Origin of the sequence: Arcanobacterium urinimassiliense (genome assembly GCF_900119495.1) — a bacterium.
GTDB lineage: Bacteria > Actinomycetota > Actinomycetes > Actinomycetales > Actinomycetaceae > Arcanobacterium_A > Arcanobacterium_A urinimassiliense.
This window is the reverse complement of the sequence record NZ_LT632435.1, coordinates 389437-406652: the sequence shown is the minus strand read 5'-3', so window position 1 is coordinate 406652 and position 17216 is coordinate 389437. Positions and strand designations below refer to the sequence as shown.

Below are 17216 nucleotides of genomic sequence, written 5' to 3'. Positions count from 1 at the left end.
CAGCTGCGCAGCTTCGCGCGTATTCTTATAGGTATGATTGATATCCGTACCATCAGAGAAAATCCGGAATATGCGCGGGCTTCGCAGCGTGCCCGCCGTGCAAACGAAGGTTTAATCGACGAAATCCTCGCTGCCGATGAAAAACGGCGATCTTCTTTACAGGCATTCGAGAATCTGCGTGCCGAGCAAAAAAATCTTTCGCGCACTATCGGGAAAGCCTCCGCGGAGGAGCGCCCCCAAATTTTACAGCGCGCGAAAGAAATGTCGAAAGAAGTAAAGGACTTAGAGAATGCGGCAAATGCGGCCGCAGACGAGTTCAATACAGCTATGCGGCAATTGCCCAATCTGATTGGGGAAAATGTACCTGAGGGCGGAGAAGACGATTACGAAGTGTTGAAGCATGTGGGCACTCCGCGTGATTTTGCTGCTGCCGGATTTACCCCGCGCGATCATTTAGATATTGCCGAGGGCATAGATGCTGTAGATATGGAGCGGGGCACGAAAGTATCGGGTTCTCGTTTCTACTATCTGAAGGGGATTGGTGCGCGGCTGGAATTGGCTCTGCTCACTGCGGCCGTGGATCAGGCAGAAAAATATGGATTCACGATGCTCACCACTCCTACGTTGGTGAATCCGGATATTATGGGCGGTACTGGATTTTTGGGTGCCCATGCCGATGAAATTTATTATTTACCGGCAGATGATCTCTATCTGACCGGCACTTCCGAAGTGGCATTAGCTGGATATCATAAAGACGAAATTATTGATTTATCTGCCGGGCCCCGCCGCTATACCGGCTGGTCTACCTGCTATCGGCGCGAAGCAGGTTCTTACGGGAAAGATACCCGGGGAATTATTCGCGTACATCAGTTCAACAAGGTGGAAATGTTTTCATATTGTGCGCCGGCAGAAGCAGCGGCTGAGCATGAGCGGTTGCTAGCTTGGGAAGAAGAAATGATTGCGAAAGCAGAGCTTCCCTACCGCGTGATTAATACGGCGGCCGGAGATTTAGGTGATTCTGCCGCAAAGAAATATGACTGCGAAGCCTGGCTACCTACCCAGAATCGCTATATGGAAATTACTTCTACCTCCAACTGCACTACTTTCCAGGCGCGGCGGCTCAATATCCGCTATCGCACCGCTGAAGGAAATACGGCAGTAGCTGCTACTCTAAACGGCACTCTGGCCACTACGCGCTGGCTAGTAGCTATGCTAGAAAATCATCAGCAGGCAGATGGCTCACTATACGTGCCCGTGGCCTTACGCCCGTATCTAGGTGGAAAAGAACTAATTGAGCCAGTAGAAAAAGGCCCATCTGCTTAAAAAAGAAGTGATTTTTTGCGGAGCCGGGGCGACCGGTTTCGCTGCGGCAAAAGTTTCATTTAGAATCGAGAAGCGCCGATTTTATATTAAGGCGCCAATCGGGAGAGTTGTCAGAGTGGCCGAATGAGCCGGTCTTGAAAACCGGTATGCGTGCAAGCGCATCGGGGGTTCGAATCCCCCACTCTCCGCAAGTGATAAATAAATACAGAATTGCTGAAATAGTAGCAAGTCCGCTATCATTTTATAGCGTTAGGAGACGTGGCTGAGTGGTCGAAAGCGCTCCCCTGCTAAGGGAGTAGTTGCATAAAAGCGGCTCGAGGGTTCAAATCCCTCCGTCTCCGCCAGTAGCCCCGCTGAATCATTGATTTAGCGGGGTTTTCGTTGATTTTAAGCCGAAAAGTGACGGTAGTTCTTTAAATAAATTTAGGTAGTTTTAAGTGACTTTATGGCTCTGAAGGGCACTATAGGGGTACTGCTAGGAGTGGTAAATAATCAAGAAACACAATTTGTTTGTGGCAGTTAAAAGATTCTCGTTTGTGGTAGTTAAAAGATCCGAGAAAGTTTCTTTTATCTAATTTTCCGCATTTTAGAGAGTAGCTTTCCATAGCCATGAAAAGGATTACCGTTAAAAGGTATTACTTCGCCGGTAGTCTTATCTACTAGAAAAGCAGGTTGCCCAATAACCCGATATTTTTTATCATTACCTAAAGCGTAGTAGTTATCGTCTTCACGAATATGCGAAAACTCTACTTGCCTATTCTTAAACATTTCGTGAAAGCGCGCTTCAGCTAGTTTGATTGCTTCTTCTAAACTAATCATTACTCTTTCCTAGTATTGTCCAAAGCACATTCCCAACAGGTTCCGCATTATCTAAACGCCATCTAAATACTGCATCTGGGCGATAAGTACATACATACCTCATTGTATAAAAGTTATTGCCCAAAATTACTAAGTAATTCCTAATAAATTCTTAGACAACGCAGGGTAAAAATATCCTCTACTCACACAAGAAACACCAAAATAGCTAATAATATGCCCACTTTGTTTGAAATCATCCCCGCTCACGCAGGGAACACTAAGTCACATACTGTTAGTTTTCTTCAATTACATAATCAACCCGTGCCTTGTATCCGAGCGCAGTGAGTCTAGCGCAAAGCACAGCCATTTTAGCGCTATGCTCACTCCAGGACATTAATTTTGCGTCTTCTCCCATGCCACGCCGATATGAAGAAGCAGAACGATAAATAGATAGCACTATCTCTTCCGACTCTCCACTATCTGTTTCTTCAATAGAATATTCTACCTGATCTAAATAATCCTCAATTTCGTCTATCCGGTCTAGATAAAGTTTTTCGATTTGTGCAGCAGACTCGGGTGGTATAGGCCAAGACTCGTTTTCCCAGCGTTGTATCGTTTTCCGGTCTTTATAGCCTAGGCGGATTGCTAAATCTTCTTGCCCTATACCAATAATTTGCCTGTAGGCGCGTAAGGTAGCTCCATTCATTCGCTTTACTCCTTTATTGTTTGAATTTTCTGAGAATCGTGCACTATATCAGCCTTAAAGCTTTCTACCTTTTGAGCTAAAAGCCCACTAGCTTCGCTAGCTTCCCACACCAGGATAAACTCGCAGTAAAGCCAAGTAACGAACGCTTCTTCGGAAATCATCCACTCACGCGGGAAATACAGAAAAATTCTAGCATCGCTTAAAGTTATAGTAGAATCATCCTCGCTCACGCGGGGAACATTCATTAACGATAGTTTTCGCCGTCTTGCAAACAGGATCATCCCCACTCACGCGGGGAACACTGAAGCCGTCGATGTTAAGCGGGCAGAATGGTGGAATCATCCCCGCTCACGCGGGGAACACGATGGTGACCGTCCCCTTGGCTTCATGGTATTAGGATCATCCCCGCTCACGCGGGGAACACACCACTATCATTCCGATAGCGTGCATAAGCTCGGGATCATCCCCGCTCACGCAGGGAACACTCCTGATCCGGAATCCCGGCAGGCAAGATACCAAGGATCATCCCCGCTCACGCGGGGAACACGCTTCGGCGGCATCTTCAGCGCCTACCCCGTTAGGATCATCCCCGCTCACGCGGGGAACACCTTACAGCCTAGTACTTCTACCGGGTATGTGCCGGATCATCCCCGCTCACGCGGGGAACACTTTTTTCTTTCTCACCTAAAACGCCGTGTTCGGGGATCATCCCCGCTCACGCGGGGAACACATCACGTAAACCCAGCTGCCGCGGTCTTTCCCAGGATCATCCCCGCTCACGCGGGGAACACCGAGTCCGCGGAGTTTCGCTTCAGCATTTTCTAGGATCATCCCCGCTCACGCGGGGAACACCAGGTTACTGATATTGAAACGTTGAAACGAAAGGGATCATCCCCGCTCACGCGGGGAACACTGCTTAGAAACAGTCGAATAGCCGCCGTAGGTAGGATCATCCCCGCTCACGCGGGGAACACGGATTATTATACGAGGCTAGAAACTTATTTCCAGGATCATCCCCGCTCACGCGGGGAACACCTAAATGCTTCGGCTCACGCTCCAGACTAGCCAGGATCATCCCCGCTCACGCGGGGAACACAGTGCGTTCACGTATCTTATATATAGGTGGTAAGGATCATCCCCGCTCACGCGGGGAACACCATTCTCCTTGCTCGTTTTTTTCGGCGGCGTTAGGATCATCCCCGCTCACGCGGGGAACACGTTTTCGCCTTGTGCGCGTCCGGCGCACCCTCAGGATCATCCCCGCTCACGCGGGGAACACCACAAATAACGTATGAAGATGAAACAACTTATAGGATCATCCCCGCTCACGCGGGGAACACTGCTCAGGTATCCATTGCCGTTCTCCGCGGCTAGGATCATCCCCGCTCACGCGGGGAACACTAATGACGATTACTGATGACCGCGCCGCTCTGGGGATCATCCCCGCTCACGCGGGGAACACTTGCACAGTTGGAATAACATCAGTTTTTACATAGGATCATCCCCGCTCACGCGGGGAACACGGGTCATTGCGTGGCGCACGTAGCGCGCACACGGGATCATCCCCGCTCACGCGGGGAACACCCTATAGAGAGGAAAACCTTTAATTACGCCCCAGGATCATCCCCGCTCACGCGGGGAACACCGATTATCGCTAATATCGTTCAAGAACAGATTAGGATCATCCCCGCTCACGCGGGGAACACATTGTTTTAGCTTTCTATAGATTATTTTCTAAAGGATCATCCCCGCTCACGCGGGGAACACGCGGGTGCTGCGGAATCCGGAAGGGCAACGCACGGATCATCCCCGCTCACGCGGGGAACACGGTGAGGAAGAAGCCCTGAATTTTATTCGAGAGGGATCATCCCCGCTCACGCGGGGAACACGTTAGTGCAGTTTGTTACCGCTAAGGGTATTAAGGATCATCCCCGCTCACGCGGGGAACACACTTTTTTATTAGGCAATATTCTAGTACCAATCTAGAAATATATTTATTTCTTTTTACGCGCTGATCTCCTTTTACTAGTCAGGCTCCATCCTCTTTTCATATGAAACGAACTCTTTAACGCATCCGATTTGGCCGACCTTATAATTAGCTGCATTCCATCTAAATCCACAGGATTCCAAGCATAATTATGCACACGAAAACAAAATCCCTGCTCATTTTGGGCATTCTCCACCATTAAAGCCCGACCATCACCAATCATCTCTATAGTTCTATTCCAGAGAGCTTCTCGAACTCGAAAATTAGGTTTTCCCACGTAAACACCTGGAGATATTTCTAATAACCACCTAGTAATAAAACCCCTTAGACCTTGCGGACATCTATTCACAACTAGAACCATCATGATTATTTAGTCCTTAATTATTTCCGCACTATATAACTTTCCCGCCTCTACTCGGCCAAATCTTTCATCCCATAAGGACAAAATTTCAGCTTCCTCACTCTCAGCTATATCGGATTTCTCTGAATCTGAAAAAGTAAGTATATTTTTCACATCATGCACACAGCGAATTAATAATTTTGAATCCTTAATTCTATCTCGCATCCGTCTACGAATAATACCTGGTAAATTTTCCCAATCACCCACTGATACCTCATTATCAGATTGATTTACATGCCAAGTACCTTGCAATTCTCCTACAGTTTGAAAGGCCACTGGAACGCTAAGCTGAACTTTATATAAATCCGCTATATCGTAGACGAAGCTCAAATCATGCCCGGTATGCACAAATCCCAGAGCAGGCACACATCCAAGAGCTAAAATTACGGCATGCACTACTCCATATAAACAAACATTTGCCGCCGATAAAGCCTGATTAATTTCATTACTAGCAAGGAAATCTTCAGGATTATAATCTCTTCCTGCCCATTTAACGCCATATTTTTTTGCAGCTGCTCGATAAGCTGCCCTAACTCTCGCTCCTTCTCGCCCACGAAGTTGCTGCATAGTTAAAGAAGTAACATCTTCTCCAGGAAAACGCATTTGATACATAAACCTAGCCACTTCTAGACGGCTACACTTATTCGACACCAATTTTGCTTGCCTTATAGATAAATGAGCAGAACGCGCCATTGAACGGCCTGACGCATACATGCGCACTCCCTGTTCACCCACCCAAATTGCAGTGGCACCGCTATCTGCAATCACTACCATAGCCTGGTGAGTTACATTGGTCCCCGGTCCGAGCAAAAGTACACCTATAGCGGCAGAAGGAATATATACAGTTCCCCTTTCATCCGTGAAAGTAATAGCATTATCATCTCTTTCGACTAAACAATGCTCTACGTATAAAAAAGATAAACGATCTTGAATACGAGCCAACTCTTGTACTTCACTAGGGCGAGCTCCTGGAATTTCCCTCAAATAATCCTCGCTAGCGTAAGTAATCCACACCCATAAGCTTTAGCGGGACCTATACCTTCTACTAAAGCTTTTCTTAATAAGACCGGATCGACAACGCATAAAGTTCCTGAAAAACTAGCAGTATTGATGGTTACTGCTTTTCCTTGCCGCTGAAAAGTTTGAATCTTCCTACCATGCACAATGAAATCTGGAATTTCTTCATCCGCATCTGCAGAAATTTTACGCACTGTAAAACCGGCTATCTCCGCTTTTCGTAAAAACCATTCTTTCTGTTGTTGCACCGTCACATGCCCATATCTTTTTTTCCTACCAGAAATAGCTACTGTATGTACTGGATTGGCCGTCAATCGAAAAGCATAACAATCTCCTTCACGCAATGAATCCAATAATCCCACGTAGCTTACTGTTTTTGCTTCTTTTCTTGGCCAGCCAATTTCTGCATTTAAATCAGCAATTTTTGGAGGCTGTGGACTTACCAAATATAGAAAAACCCCCGCATCAGTATCGTCTATTCTCCATAAAACACGTTCACCATTTTCTGGAGAACAGATTCTCATAATAACCGCATGCATAACCTGCGGATTAGCTAATAAACGCCGCGCCTGCCGACGTAGAGGATTAATCTCTAGCTGAGTCAGATACATTTTTCTCCTCCGCTAAATCGAGTGGATTTGCCGCTGGTTTTATCTTTGAATATTGGTTCTGCAAAGGGTAACTATATTCGCGTACCACATTTCGCCACCCATATTGTCTATAACGCATGTCAAAAGAAATAGGAACATCACGAATAGCTTCTTGCGTCTGCTCATTTGGTAAAGCATCACGCACTATTTCTAAACGCTTCACTTCTGGCAATCGCTCCAGATATTTCTCATTCGCATGTATTTTTTCTTCCTTTAATACGGTGACGAAATCTTTTTCAGAAATTCCCAGCACTAAACCGGGCTCGGGCGGGCAAGATCTCCTTCCTAAATAAAGTGGGAATGCCGGCTGTAAAAGTGCCTCTTGTAAATCACATATAAACGATTGCTCTCCCTCTAAAACCGCAACAAATACCGCATCACTTAAATAATCACGATATGTAAGCGGAAACGACTTATTATTTCTCCAATCAATTTCTGTCTGGAAATCTCGTATGATATCACCTGGCTGATCACAACGTACCCCGAATTGAAGCTGAAGTAAATCATCTAAAGGGTCCGTTCTGCGTCGCCCTAAAGCTGCCGCTAAAATACCTAATACTCCACTTTTAGTCGGTTCTGATCTAGTTTTTCGATAATTAAAGCGACTATTTTCTCCCCAAGACTGCAGAGGACCAGCTAAACGCAATAAAAGCGTAGACATTTTCACCCCTAGCAGTGTTCATTAACAGTTAAAACCGTTTGTGAAATTAAATTTTCTAAAGAAACACGTTTAATATCTACATACTGTGCCAGCGATTCACCGCAATCACCTACTGCGATCGCAAATTTCTCTACTGGTTCTATCCCGTATGTTTGATCAATATTTCGCTCTCGCTCTAATAATTTACTTACCGCTATACGTGAACGCTCTGCCGGGGAGGTAATTGCATCCGCGAATGCACCTACCAAATTTATTGGTTGATCTTTTCGCACCGTTACTAAGACAAAATCCGGTAAAGTGCGATTTGCAAAAGTATTTTGTTTTCCGGTAGGCATGCTCGTAATAAAAGAACGTAAAAATGCTTCTATAGCTTTGCCAGCAGCATCCTTGGAGCCGAGCACATCAATTAATTCTCGAGCATTTAATGTAGCGTAGCGATATAAAGTTGAAGAATTGTACTCGACCGTACCGATCATTCCAGCTCCAGAATTCTCTTTTTCAGCGTTATCATCAACTGCTGTAAAGTAATCAAATTCTGTATCCACTGCATGTACACTCAAAGCGTGTGCTACTTGGCAGCAAGCATCTACATTTAAATCTGCTGCATCAGCAATCATTCTCCCAAATAACGCTACATCTACAGAAACTCCTTCCGACAAAGCTTTTTTCATTTCTTTCTTAGTAGGCTTTTCTTCTGAAGAATTTGCAATAAGCTCTGCCACTGCCTGAATCTGCGGTCTACTTAAAAATAATAAATACTTAGTTTGCGCACGCTCTACCGTATCTTCTCCCCCGGTTTTTACAGCTGCTTTTTTAGTATCTATTCCGGCTATTTTCAAAGCTTGCATACTTAAATCCACAGCTTTATCAGCTAAATCTGGGCGAATTTCCTGCAATTTTTGCGCGATTCTCTCTGCAACAAAAAGTGTACGTTCTCCTAAATCCTTTTCATCCAAGTATTCAGAAAAATCACGCCGAATAGCCCGTTTCCAAGCCTGACTAGATACTCGAGCACGGCGCACTCCCCCAAAAATTGCCGTTTTAGGACTACCGGTATCATCTCTATTAATATTACTGGGCGGTACTGTTTGAATAGCGTGTATATCTATATAAATATTTGTCATGATTCGCTCCTTACACCTTTATTTTTAATTTTCGATTAATTAGTTCTTTTATAAAGTTCACGTGCCCATTCCAAGCGCACTTTATTTTGCTTCTCTGGCACTTGTAGATCTGCCAAATTAGAAGCTAATTTTCCGTAGTCGAGGCCTATTTCTTTCCTTCTCAACAGCTGAATTATTCCACGCATGTGGTAAGTAATTTCAGAAAAACTTTCTGCCGTTCCCAACGCATGAAAACGCCGTAATATTGGTGAATTTTGTTCTTCAGCATCTTGCACCGGCAAAAGCTGTTGAATTGCAGTGCCCAAGCCAACTCTAGGTATATGCATAGACTTTTTCGCCGATTGCATATGCATCGCAAATAAAGTAAATGCCGTATAAGCAGCAGATTCCCACCTATTTGGCGAATCAGTGTGGCCAGTTAACCGATCAGGGAATTCTGAAAAAACTATTTGCCAAACTGCTGGATCAGTCCCTAGTTCTTTACCCACATTTTTCCTCAATGCCGCCAGTTCTGCTTTACTTCGAGAATTTCCAGCTAAATAACTACCCTGTATTTTCTGCACTCGAGCAGCGACAAACCCTGCCAATGTAACTTCTCGCTTTATCACATCCGCACTCGTAATATCCATAATTATTTATTCTCCTTTTCTGGTTCAAAACAGGGAAAGGCTTTAAATAAAGAATGCCTGAATCGCACTTCTGCTACACCTGTAGAATAAAATCTCTGCACACCACTTTGTGTAGATCTACGCCCAATCCAAGCGGCAGGCCCTGCTTCTTCTACTAATTGCTTCCCAATTTTTTTAATAATCTCTCTCGCCGTATCCGTCCATCGCTGTAATTGCAGCTCTAAATCATCTTCCGGATTAAAATCTTTTAACCATTCTCTAAATAATCTATCTAGAGCAGAAAAAGCTTGTATTCTTCCTCGAACACTCTGCGCTTCTGCATCACCACCAGCCGCTATGGACAAGTCACCAGCGAGACGCCCTACAGCTTTAGCTGCTTCAGTGGCTCTCTCGGCAGCATCATATATAGTTTCTTTAGCTGCTAATCCGCTCGCCGCAGCTAAGCGTACATTAAAGGATAGTTCATCACTAAAAATTTCTTCCCAAGAAGCATTTTGTGGCCCATAAACCACTCCAACCGTTTCAATACGCACTACATTCGAAAACGGCAATATCCCTTCTTGCGCTAAAGTAGCTGACCACTCTAAAACTCCGCATGGTTTAAAACTAGCTTCCGCAGCCTCCGTCCCAATAGTAGGTAGTAAAGCCGAAATTCCTTTCCATAGGACTTCTTCAGAATCAAATTCTCTCGGCATATAAATAGATTTTTTAAATTTTTTACTCTGCGGAACGCTATATCGCCAACCAGTCATCAACTCATGGGAATCTTGGAACTGATACGCAATTGGATCCCCATTACATATGAGTACCTTGCCCACTTCTCCATCTGTATTTAGAAATAACCGAATACGCCTTTGTGGCCAAGTTAAAAGCTCTACTTGTCCATGTGCTTGCACATCTTTTCGCTCTGCTGCAGTCATTGCTGGCTGCTCCCAAATCGGTAAATCATATTCAGAATGGTTCCTAGAAAATACTAAATTTAGCAGTAAAGTTTCTCGTAAATTATCACCAGTTACTGCTATACCTCCCATCCAGCCAGCCCATCCTGGACCAATGGGGTATCCTCTTCCACTCTTCACTCGTGCATCACCCACTGCACCAGTTTTAATTCCCGATATATCGTAGGCTTGGCAATGAATTAACCAGCGAGCAGCTTCTGCTGGTGAAATGGATTTATAATTTCGTCGCATAGTAAAAAGACTGTCGTCACTCGGACAATCTGGAATTAGCAAATTCACCGGTTTTTTATCGCCATTTACACTCTCCAAATCTCCTACTTGGAACCAGGGATACTCACAATCAAAAAGAAAGAATCGATGATGCCACTTTTCTAGATACTCCTCTATGGGTGAGATTGGTAAAGAAGGCTGTTCCCAGAGATATTGCCAATCAGCTACTGCATTTTCATGCTCTTTCTTGTCGAATACTCGATACAAAATTGCTAACAATATTCTAAGCACCGCAAAATTTTGCGAAGGTAGCTCACCTGCTAATCCGTGAATATTCTGTGCATCCCGGAAAGCTTCTTTTATAGAAATATGCCGCACAGCACCCTTTAAATCTTTTACTACTAGCCAAGGCTCATCTATTAAATTAAAGCTGGAAACACTCATTTTTCCTTCTTTTCTACCGTAAAACCAATATTTTTATCGTATCTAATTCGATACTCGCCAATATCTTTAGTGAAATCAGGATTTAGTACTAACGGCAACATTCCTTTTAACCAATACGAATCTTGCCAACTCCGAATACCGTCTTTTTCCAATTCTGCAACGACTTTATCTCCTAAATTTCCCCGAGCTAACCACCCCGGCAATTGCACTGTGCAGCACGCTATAGCTTTAGCAAACTCTGCAGGCAACCCATTTTCTAGATCTACTTCTTCATTTGCGTATTCATCCAACCAATCAAAAGTACGTATTTTACCGTCTGGCCCTTTCACGACTGCCACTACCTCAATTGAATCTGCAATATTTCGTACCGACCTAGAGAGCACTTCTTCATCATCGCTAGCAATTCCTTGCGCCCATCCATTCAGTGCTTGCACTCCAGACTTGGGTTTTTCGACTAATCCAGTTTCTGCTTGACTCTTTAATCGAACAAGCTCTGCCTTCCGTTTTTGCTCAGCAAATTGCCAAATTTTTTCCCAACCAACCGGTGCCGGCATATCCTCTACATAAGCTCTACGCACTAAGCCCGCAATATCATCAGGACTTATAATTACATCTTGAGAATGGAGATGCTCTTTAACAGTAGCTAAACTGCGCAGTAACAGAGCTTCTCCATACACTCTCGCTGCACCCTTATCTACTATTGGTATTCCTTCCGCATTTTCTGTAAATCCAGTGATTATAAATCGTGGATTCTGCATATTTTTTGGCCGAGTATTTTTTGAACGAATATGCCGATGTAGACGACCCATTCGTTGAATAAGCGAATCCATAGGCGCTAAATCACTCACCATAAAATCAAAATCTATATCCAATGATTGTTCTATTACCTGAGTAGCCACCACTATCAATCTTTTAGGACGATTCCCTTCTCTTCCCAACAAATGCACAAGTTTCTCTTCTAATTTAAGACGGTCATTTGTAAGAAAACGCGAATGTAATAAGACCACATCTTCAGCGAATTCAGTCTGTAACTCTTGGTAAGTCTTTTGTGCCCGCGCTACTGTATTACGAATAATAGCTACACATCCTCCAGCACAAATTTCTGATATAAACTGCTGCACAGAAAAATTTTCATTTTCTGGGTAAAATTCAATATGCACTTCTGATCTACGCCCAGACGGAGCAGAAATTACAGGTTCTACATCTGCCTCTGCTAAAGAGATAAGCGGATAACCAGAGGAATTATTAGCTTTCCTACATACGCTTTCTATTTCTACAGGTGAATCATTCCTGCCTTCTTGATAGGCACGAAGCATAGCTGCCCGCCGAGTGGGCGGTAAAGTAGCAGAAAGAGCAATTACCGGAATCCCTAATGCTCCTAGCCAACGTAAAGCTCCGTCCAGATATACCTGCATATATTCATCGGCAGCATGTATTTCATCTAAAATTATTATTTTTCCAGCAAGCCCAAGCATTCTCAGCACGACGTGCTTTGACACTAAAGAAGCCATCAATACCTGATCAATAGTTCCCACCACAAAATCTGCCAAAATTGCTTTTTTTCGACCAGAAAGCCACCAATGTGCTTCTAAAGTATCTGCCTCACTCTCGCCAATTCCTGTAAAAGTCCAGTTCTGTAAATTTGTAAATTCTTCATTAAATTGAGCTTTTCCGTGTAGTAGGTTTACAGAAGCAAAATCAGATTCTGGCACAGATTTTTGCAGCCAGCTAAGCATACGAGAAAACATTGCATTCGAAGTAGCTTGAGTGGGAAGAGCCGTGAACACTCCTCCATAGCCGAAACGTTGCGCTAAAATTTCGCAAGCAGTAAAAGCTAATTCTGTTTTTCCTTCTCCAGTAGGCGCTTCCACAATAATTAACGTAGGCCGCTCTACTTTTCGCACAATATTTAACATATCTCGTTGTATAGGCCGCAAAGAAAAATTAGCAGGAAGTTGAAAACGCGAAGCAAATAATTCTTCATCATTTGTAGATTCTTCTGGCTGCCAAGGCAAAGGTAAATTTAGATTTCCTAAACCAATATCTGCTCTTTCCAGAGCAGTGTTATGAATTAATTTAGCAGCTAAATCATAAGGAAAAAGATCCGCATTAGAAGCTATCCAATCACATATTATGGTAAAGCCCGTAAGAATTATCTGACTCGGTTGATTCAATCCAACTGTTACTAAGTCTTCTAATTCTTTATCAGATAAATCTACAGTTTCCTGCAGTACCTCTAGCAGTTCTTCTCGCGCTTTTTGCCATATCGGTTCTCTACCGGCCCCACGTAAACCAGGCATAGCTTTATTTAATGTCTGCATCGCCTGATAATTCCCGTGATGTCCACCCGCTACACAAGCTAAACTCTGGATATTCTGCATAGAAACTACCGGAAATTTTTTCTGGAGCCACTCCCGAATAGCTGTTTGGGAAATAGCAGAATGCGGAGTACTTCGCCGTTCTGCCGAATTGAAATGCGGATATTTAAAACCCAATGCACACATTTTTTGCTGTAAATAATCTACTTGCACAGAAAAAGCAGGAGAAAGTTTTCCTACATCATGTGCAGAAACTAAAAAACAGCTAAGTTTTTTCGCAAGTTTTTCCGGGTTTTCTATGCCCGCACTAGCTAACCAACTTTCTACCACCCCTCTTACTGCAGGTGGCAATAAAATATCCCAATAAAGTTCTGCTACAGCTCCTGCATCTTGGCAATGCGTAATAAGGGGCATCCAATTACCACTTTCTTTATCTGCTTTTGCCCATGCCACATAATAAGGCGGCAATTTTGCATTCCAAGATTTTTCTGGCATTTGACTTCTTTCGGTCATTTTCTAGTGACCAGGATAACATCTATTCGCTGCACTGCTCTTCAAATATCCACTTCCAAATTATGTAAATTTTTATTCTGACTCTGTCGCAGTGCTTATTTCGATAAATAAAAACGTTATCCTCGCGTCCAAAACTCGAGGATAACGTCTATAAATATTAAATTTTCAGAGAACCATCAAAAAATATTGCAGCCGAAAATTTTCTTCACCCTACACATAAAACCTCAGAGGTTGTGGTTCCAACGCTCGCGATAAAAGGCCGCTAGCTGTAATTCGCTCGCTGCCGCTTCGTCTACCAGAATTAATGCATTGGGGTGCATCTGCAGCATAGAAGCTTGCCAACGAGCCGAAATACCCCCTTCTACTAGCTCCCGCACGGCGGTAGCTTTATTCTCGCCAGTAGCGATAAGCATTATGTACTTTGCTTCCATAATCGTGCCTAAGCCCTGCGTAATGCATTGGCTGGGCACCTTATCCATATCGTTTTCAAAGAAGCGAGCATTATCGCGGCGAGTCTGCTCAGTCAATACATCTACGTGCGTACGCGAAGTAAGCGAAGTACCTGGCTCATTAAAACCAATATGCCCGTCTGCTCCGATTCCCAGAATCTGAATAGCGATTCCACCCGCTGCTTTAATAGCTGCGTCATAATCAGCAGCAGCCTGCCGCGGGTCGGCAGCATTCCCCTCCGGAGTGTGCAAATCTTCTTCGCGCAGACCAGTCTTATCGTCACCAACTAGCTCGGCTCGTAATACATTCCGATATCTTTCTGGGTGATCAGCGGCTATCCCAACGTATTCATCCAAAGCAAAGCCCTGCACACCTCGCAGAGTAAATTTTCCGGCGCGATTAGCAGCTCGCAACTGCTCATAGAGCGGCAACGGCGTAGAGCCAGTAGCTAAGCCCAGTACCTTATTTTCTGAATTATTTAGGATCTTAATAAGATGCTTCGCAGCAGTAGTAGCTAAAGCTGTTTCGTCTGTAAAAATTCCGATTTGCATAGTGCACCTCTCTGCATTTTCTCTAGCAACGGATAAATTATAGTGAATACCTGGCTCGGCGGGGTGCTTTTTTAGTGCGTTTCTTTTACTTCCGGGTTTTTCCGGTATTTACTTCCGGGTTTGCAATCTTTTACTTCCAATCTTTCACTCCGCTTTGCAAATTTCCAAAAATACCTTATTTATATTCTCTACTTTTATATATTTTTATCTATTTAATTCAGTAGCAGATATTTTCATTTTTTACTGCGTATATTTTGTATTTATCTGTTAAGATTTTTCCAACGGTGAAAATGTATTGATATTCATTTTCACCCCTAGGTAGATGCTAATGGCACCAACCGCAACTCTAGACTCAACGCCGAGCACACGAGGAGCACAACTATGGCAAAATTTTCTTGGCGGAAAAAGCTGCATGCCGGTCTGGCAACTCTCGCGCTTTCTGCCCTCACTCTTTCAGCTGCCCCTGCCTTAGCAGGCGCAACTTCTGCCGATGCAGAATATCTAGTAGGCACCGGCATCTACGATGTGACCGGCGCTGTGGCCGAAACTGGAATGATGGGATATGCCGCCGGGCAAGAAGCTATTGGGCTTGCCTCCCGCGTATATTCCCACGCTTTCATCGTAGGCGATTTGAAAACTTCGAAACGGGTGGTGATGGTAACTATCGACACCCACTCTATCCAGCAGAATATGCGGCTGGGCGTGCTTGATAAATTAAAGGAAAAGTACGGAGATCTCTATACGAGCCAAAACGTGATGCTCACCGCCACCCACACTCACGCTTCGAATGCGGGCATCTCTACGGAGCAGCTCTACCGCATTGCCGGTAAAGACGGAGCCGGGTACAACTACGACCAGAGAATCGTAGACGCCATGGTAGACGGCATCGTAGCCTCTATTTCTCGCGCGCACGATAATCTCCAACCGGGAAATATAGAGTTCCAACAAGGGAATCTCTCCGGCGTAGCTCGCAACCGCTCCGCAGCTGCTTACGCTACGAATCCGGAAGCCGGTAACTACGCCACTGATGTGCGCGAAGATTTTGAACAACTTTCCTTTACTGCGAAAGATGGCACCGCCCTTGGCGTGTTGAACTGGTTCGGCGTACACCCCACTTCTTTCTCTATGGATTGGAATCTTATTTCCAGCGACAACAAGGGCTACGCCCAGTACCTATTTGAAGAAAAAATGGGATCGGATCCGAGTAATCCACACAGCTTCGTAGCTGGTTTCGCTAATTCCTCCGTAGGCGATACTGTGGCCACGGCCGGAAATGCCCACTCCGTGGAAGGGTTCCAAGGCAGCAGCGATGAGTACCTGAATGCGAAGAAAGCCGGCGCCCCACAGTTTGAAAAAGCGTGGGAGCTTTTCCAGACGAGTGGCGAAAAACTGCAAGGTACGGTGGATGCGCGAAGCCATTATGTGAATATGCCGGGCCATAAGGTAGCAGCAGAGTACACAGACGGCGCGGGCGAGCGCCAGACCTGTGTGCCGGCGCGTGGTTACTCTTTTGCCCCCGGTGGAGAGAATGGCCCGTCAAATGTGCCGGGCGTCTATGAGGGAATGACGAACGATAATTTCGACGTATTTGATCGCAACCTAAAAATGGATCAATCTTTTGTGGGAGCGTTGGTACGTGGAATCGGAAAGATGATTTCTCTCGGTAAAGATCCCTGCCAGGGTGAAAAGCCAATTCTGGTGGCAGACGGAAAGCTCGGCTGGATTTCCACCCAGATGCCTTTCCAGGTGATGCGGATAGGGGAAGTGGCGATAATCGCGATTCCTTTTGAAACTACTACTATGGCCACCCGGAAGCTCGAAGCCTTCACCGCCGAGATAATGAAAGAAGACGGCATTAAGCAGGTAATTCTTTCGAGCCCAGCAAATGCTTATGGCGGATATATGGGCACGCGTGCCGAATATGCCGCACAGCATTATGAAGGCGCTTCCACCGAATTTGGCCCCTACCAGTTTGCTGCTACAAAGCAAGAAATCAGTGTTCTGGCTGATTCCATGCGCAAAGGGAGCACGCTGGGAGACGGGGAACTACCGAAACTCCCGAATACTAAGCTCTTCTCGCAGCGGCCAGGCGTGGTACGTGACGATGTGAAGCCCGGGGAGAAATTCGGGCAAGTGCTTACCCAGCCCGCCGAAAGCTATCAGGTAGGTGATACGGCCTTTGCGGAATTCCGTGGAGCGCACCCGAAGAACAACTACCGCACCCTCGACAATTTCGGGCAAGTACAGAAATTAGAGAATGGTAAGTGGGTAGATTATCTCGGCGACCGCGATTGGGATACTTCCTTTAAGTGGCGCCGCGATGGCACTAGCCGTTCAATTACTACCGTGGAGTGGAGAATCGGTAAAGATACTCCGGCGGGTACCTATCGCTTCGTACAAAACGGCGATTGGAAGAACTGGAAGGGAGAAATCACTCCTTATAGCGGAACTTCTGATGCCTTCACCGTGCGTTAAA

Annotated in this window: 13 protein-coding genes, 2 tRNA genes and 1 CRISPR repeat array; of the genes, 4 read left to right on the top strand and 11 right to left on the bottom strand. The window is 45.1% G+C overall.

Annotated features, from left to right (window positions below; all coding sequences use genetic code 11):
- The first annotated feature begins 33 nt into the window (after positions 1–33).
- The 3 genes from serS (at position 34) to BQ7117_RS01860 (ending at position 1667) form a co-directional block, all read left to right on the top strand.
- A complete protein-coding gene (gene serS, locus BQ7117_RS01870) occupies positions 34–1323 on the top strand; it encodes a serine--tRNA ligase (protein WP_073995947.1) in 1290 nt (429 codons plus the stop codon).
- A gap of 101 nt (positions 1324–1424) precedes the next feature.
- Positions 1425–1511, top strand: a tRNA-Ser gene (locus tag BQ7117_RS01865).
- A 64-nt stretch (positions 1512–1575) separates the two neighbouring features.
- Positions 1576–1667 (top strand) — tRNA-Ser (locus BQ7117_RS01860).
- Between the two features lie 223 nt (positions 1668–1890).
- Here the strand turns inward: BQ7117_RS01860 and BQ7117_RS01855 are convergent.
- The 11 genes from BQ7117_RS01855 to nagB all read right to left on the bottom strand — a co-directional run bounded on the left by BQ7117_RS01855 (position 1891) and on the right by nagB (position 14740).
- The gene (locus BQ7117_RS01855; RefSeq protein ID WP_073995946.1) at positions 1891–2142 is read right to left on the bottom strand and encodes a hypothetical protein; all 252 of its coding nucleotides are present in this window, start codon (positions 2140–2142) and stop codon (positions 1891–1893) included.
- A 271-nt stretch (positions 2143–2413) separates the two neighbouring features.
- The gene (locus tag BQ7117_RS01850) at positions 2414–2827 is read right to left on the bottom strand and encodes a helix-turn-helix domain-containing protein (RefSeq protein ID WP_073995945.1); all 414 of its coding nucleotides are present in this window, start codon (positions 2825–2827) and stop codon (positions 2414–2416) included.
- A gap of 213 nt (positions 2828–3040) precedes the next feature.
- A CRISPR array of direct repeats spans positions 3041–4777; the repeat unit is 28 nt; unit sequence GGATCATCCCCGCTCACGCGGGGAACAC.
- Between the two features lie 44 nt (positions 4778–4821).
- On the bottom strand, positions 4822–5175 hold the full coding sequence (cas2e, locus tag BQ7117_RS01845) for a type I-E CRISPR-associated endoribonuclease Cas2e (protein ID WP_237563079.1): 354 nt from the start codon (positions 5173–5175) through the stop codon (positions 4822–4824).
- Between the two features lie 9 nt (positions 5176–5184).
- Positions 5185–6156, bottom strand: coding sequence for a type I-E CRISPR-associated endonuclease Cas1e (cas1e, locus tag BQ7117_RS01840; RefSeq protein ID WP_237563033.1), 972 nt, complete (start codon positions 6154–6156; stop codon positions 5185–5187).
- Positions 6157–6194: 38 nt separating this feature from the next.
- A complete protein-coding gene (gene cas6e, locus BQ7117_RS01835) occupies positions 6195–6842 on the bottom strand; it encodes a type I-E CRISPR-associated protein Cas6/Cse3/CasE (RefSeq protein ID WP_073995942.1) in 648 nt (215 codons plus the stop codon).
- On the bottom strand, positions 6817–7542 hold the full coding sequence (cas5e, locus tag BQ7117_RS01830; protein ID WP_073995941.1) for a type I-E CRISPR-associated protein Cas5/CasD: 726 nt from the start codon (positions 7540–7542) through the stop codon (positions 6817–6819). The genes cas6e and cas5e overlap by 26 nt, the downstream gene beginning before the upstream one ends.
- Before the next feature lie 8 nt (positions 7543–7550).
- A complete protein-coding gene (gene cas7e, locus BQ7117_RS01825; protein WP_073995940.1) occupies positions 7551–8666 on the bottom strand; it encodes a type I-E CRISPR-associated protein Cas7/Cse4/CasC in 1116 nt (371 codons plus the stop codon).
- A 35-nt stretch (positions 8667–8701) separates the two neighbouring features.
- Positions 8702–9295 (bottom strand): type I-E CRISPR-associated protein Cse2/CasB, encoded by a 594-nt coding sequence (casB, locus tag BQ7117_RS01820; RefSeq protein WP_073995939.1) that lies wholly within the window; start codon positions 9293–9295, stop codon positions 8702–8704.
- A gap of 2 nt (positions 9296–9297) precedes the next feature.
- Complete coding sequence (gene casA / locus BQ7117_RS01815; RefSeq protein ID WP_073995938.1) at positions 9298–10908, bottom strand: type I-E CRISPR-associated protein Cse1/CasA; 1611 nt, start codon at positions 10906–10908, stop codon at positions 9298–9300.
- On the bottom strand, positions 10905–13721 hold the full coding sequence (locus BQ7117_RS01810) for a CRISPR-associated helicase/endonuclease Cas3 (protein WP_073995937.1): 2817 nt from the start codon (positions 13719–13721) through the stop codon (positions 10905–10907). Before BQ7117_RS01810 ends, casA begins: the two co-directional genes overlap by 4 nt.
- Before the next feature lie 242 nt (positions 13722–13963).
- Positions 13964–14740 (bottom strand): glucosamine-6-phosphate deaminase, encoded by a 777-nt coding sequence (gene nagB / locus BQ7117_RS01805; RefSeq protein ID WP_073995936.1) that lies wholly within the window; start codon positions 14738–14740, stop codon positions 13964–13966.
- A 381-nt stretch (positions 14741–15121) separates the two neighbouring features.
- Here nagB and BQ7117_RS01800 point away from each other — a divergent pair, with 381 nt between their 5' ends.
- Positions 15122–17215, top strand: a complete 2094-nt coding sequence (locus BQ7117_RS01800) for a neutral/alkaline non-lysosomal ceramidase N-terminal domain-containing protein (RefSeq protein ID WP_073995935.1) — start codon at positions 15122–15124, stop codon at positions 17213–17215.
- Position 17216: the final 1 nt, after the last annotated feature.

What these genes read in the sequence shown, in the direction of transcription:
- casA (WP_073995938.1), bottom strand. Translation starts at nt 10,908, where the DNA reads ATGAGTGTTTCCAGCTTTAATTTAATAGATGAGCCTTGGCTAGTAGTA.
- cas5e (WP_073995941.1), bottom strand. Translation starts at nt 7,542, where the DNA reads ATGTCTACGCTTTTATTGCGTTTAGCTGGTCCTCTGCAGTCTTGGGGA.
- BQ7117_RS01800 (WP_073995935.1), top strand. Translation starts at nt 15,122, where the DNA reads ATGGCAAAATTTTCTTGGCGGAAAAAGCTGCATGCCGGTCTGGCAACT.
- cas2e (WP_237563079.1), bottom strand. Translation starts at nt 5,175, where the DNA reads ATGGTTCTAGTTGTGAATAGATGTCCGCAAGGTCTAAGGGGTTTTATT.
- serS (WP_073995947.1), top strand. Translation starts at nt 34, where the DNA reads ATGATTGATATCCGTACCATCAGAGAAAATCCGGAATATGCGCGGGCT.
- nagB (WP_073995936.1), bottom strand. Translation starts at nt 14,740, where the DNA reads ATGCAAATCGGAATTTTTACAGACGAAACAGCTTTAGCTACTACTGCT.
- BQ7117_RS01855 (WP_073995946.1), bottom strand. Translation starts at nt 2,142, where the DNA reads ATGATTAGTTTAGAAGAAGCAATCAAACTAGCTGAAGCGCGCTTTCAC.
- BQ7117_RS01850 (WP_073995945.1), bottom strand. Translation starts at nt 2,827, where the DNA reads ATGAATGGAGCTACCTTACGCGCCTACAGGCAAATTATTGGTATAGGG.
- cas6e (WP_073995942.1), bottom strand. Translation starts at nt 6,842, where the DNA reads ATGTATCTGACTCAGCTAGAGATTAATCCTCTACGTCGGCAGGCGCGG.
- cas7e (WP_073995940.1), bottom strand. Translation starts at nt 8,666, where the DNA reads ATGACAAATATTTATATAGATATACACGCTATTCAAACAGTACCGCCC.
- BQ7117_RS01810 (WP_073995937.1), bottom strand. Translation starts at nt 13,721, where the DNA reads ATGCCAGAAAAATCTTGGAATGCAAAATTGCCGCCTTATTATGTGGCA.
- casB (WP_073995939.1), bottom strand. Translation starts at nt 9,295, where the DNA reads ATGGATATTACGAGTGCGGATGTGATAAAGCGAGAAGTTACATTGGCA.